General features: G+C 37.6%; 2 protein-coding genes. Both read left to right on the forward strand.

Features of this window, described 5'->3' with window-relative positions; all coding sequences use genetic code 11:
• Positions 1 to 731: 731 nt before the first annotated feature.
• Positions 732 to 905, forward strand: coding sequence for a hypothetical protein (locus tag ACFRAR_RS38655; protein ID WP_375839303.1), 174 nt, complete (start codon positions 732 to 734; stop codon positions 903 to 905).
• A gap of 90 nt (positions 906 to 995) precedes the next feature.
• Positions 996 to 1,904 (forward strand): hypothetical protein, encoded by a 909-nt coding sequence (locus ACFRAR_RS38660; protein WP_375839305.1) that lies wholly within the window; start codon positions 996 to 998, stop codon positions 1,902 to 1,904.
• The last annotated feature ends 57 nt before the right edge of the window (positions 1,905 to 1,961 follow it).

The raw sequence follows: 1,961 nt of genomic DNA on the forward strand, positions 1-1,961 counted from the left end.
AAAACACAATTTCGTTTCTCCAGTATAACACAAAACGTGATTTTTGAAGCAAAACGGTTCCTCTTTATGGAGCCGTTTTTTTTATTTCCCGAAGGGTTATTTGTCAGAATGACAAACCGATTTCGAGCCGGCGAGAACCCATTGTCACACCACGATTTAGGGGGTGTGTATAAATGGGCACTCTCTGTGAAATTTGAAGCTTTGAAATTCCGAATGGCGCACTTATACACTCTGTCGAGTGAGTGCTAAAATGCTGAAGCATTTCCGTCAAGCGTGTGGAGGAATCTTGTAGAGAGATATAGCATAGATACCCGTATCTCTAGAGATATTTTGGTATATCCCTGCTATATCTATGGGGTATCTATGCTATATCTTTGGCTTCAAAAACGGCACCTGTTCTAAGAGCATAGAAACTCAACAGGCACAGCCTGTTTGACACCCTTTTTTTTAGGGTGGCACCGAGTTTCCTTATGCTCTTTTTCTCTGAAGCTAAACCTGTTTTATATGTCGTAGTCTTTTTATTGGGAGTGACCCCTTGCTGTACAATTTCCGGAGGTGCCGATAAGGGACGAATTTTCCCTTGTCGGTTGCCTTTGGGGATTGTAAGGGGTGGAGGCTCGGAATCAAAAGGAAACGAAATATCATTCCGAGTGTGCTTCTTTTTTCTGTTCTTGAATTCTATTATTTCCAATGTTAGAATTATGTTAACAACTTGTTAGGAGTGTGTTTGGATGGAAGAGAAAAAACAAATTGGACCTCGAATTACTGTTGAAACATTTAAAAAGCTAGAGTTATTAGCCGAACATTTTACAAAACACAATGAATTTGGAAGAGTTTCAAAAGATGCTGTAATTGAGTTTGCTATTAAGGAATTGTATAGGGACTATTTGGGAAAAGGACGCTAATTTTTGTTGAAAAACTGACTTCGGATTTGGGGTTCTTTATTATTAACTTGATTTTAATTAAACATTACAGGAAAAATTGAGGGGAAATGGATGGATAAACGCAATGGTGACGCGGTTTTCATAGCTCCAAATGATGTTGTAAAAGTGACCACTATGAATCACGTCATTGAAGTTCAGCATATGGAGAAGATGAACCGGAAAAATAATATCAAAAAATTGGACAAGGATAGGTTTGTAGACCTCTCTACTGGGGAGATCCGGGAGTTCGAGCATTCGGAAAATCGGCAGGAAAATTATAATTCTTTGAGACAAACCTTTAAGAAGCTGCGTTATTTGATAAATAACAATTTTATAGGACGGCCAAATGAATTACATATAACTTTGACATACAAGAAAAATATGACGGACACGAAAAAACTTTATAGTGATTTTCAAAATTTTATCGACAGGTTGCGTTATAAATACAAGAAAGAAAGTTCGATAGATTATTTATCGGTGGTAGAGCCACAAGGACGTGGAGCCTGGCATTGTCATGTTTTAATGCGCTTTAATGATTTGGATAAGATTTATATTAAAAATGCTGAATTAAGGAGTCTATGGGGTTTAGGATTTGTAACAATCAAGTCATTAAAGGATATAGACAACATAGGAGCCTATTTGAGCGCTTATTTGACTGATATAGACCTAGAAGATGTCCAAGACAGGGAAACAGCCTTAAAAGTGGCTTCAGAGGGCTGTGAGGTGCAAACAAAGATCGTAGAAGGTCGGGAAAAGAAATTTTTAAAAGGCGGACGGCTGCACATGTATCCTTCCGGAATGAATATGTATCGAAAATCAAAAGGGATTGTTAAGCCGGAACGGGAAGAAATGAAGTTCGGAGACATAAAAAAAGTAGTGGGTTCGGCAAAACCACACTACGAGAAAAGTTATCATGTCGAAAATGACAATTTTGAAAACACAATTTCGTTTCTCCAGTATAACACAAAACGTGATTTTTGAAGCAAAACGGTTCCTCTTTATGGAGCCGTTTTTTTTTTTTACCGAAGGGTTATTTTT

Origin of the sequence: Kitasatospora sp. NPDC056651, assembly GCF_042792155.1 — a bacterium.
In the GTDB taxonomy this organism is placed as follows: domain Bacteria; phylum Actinomycetota; class Actinomycetes; order Streptomycetales; family Streptomycetaceae; genus Kitasatospora.

Bases quoted from the DNA above. Each gene is read 5' to 3' on its own strand.
- ACFRAR_RS38655 (WP_375839303.1), top strand. From the start codon at position 732: ATGGAAGAGAAAAAACAAATTGGACCTCGAATTACTGTTGAAACATTT.
- ACFRAR_RS38660 (WP_375839305.1), top strand. From the start codon at position 996: ATGGATAAACGCAATGGTGACGCGGTTTTCATAGCTCCAAATGATGTT.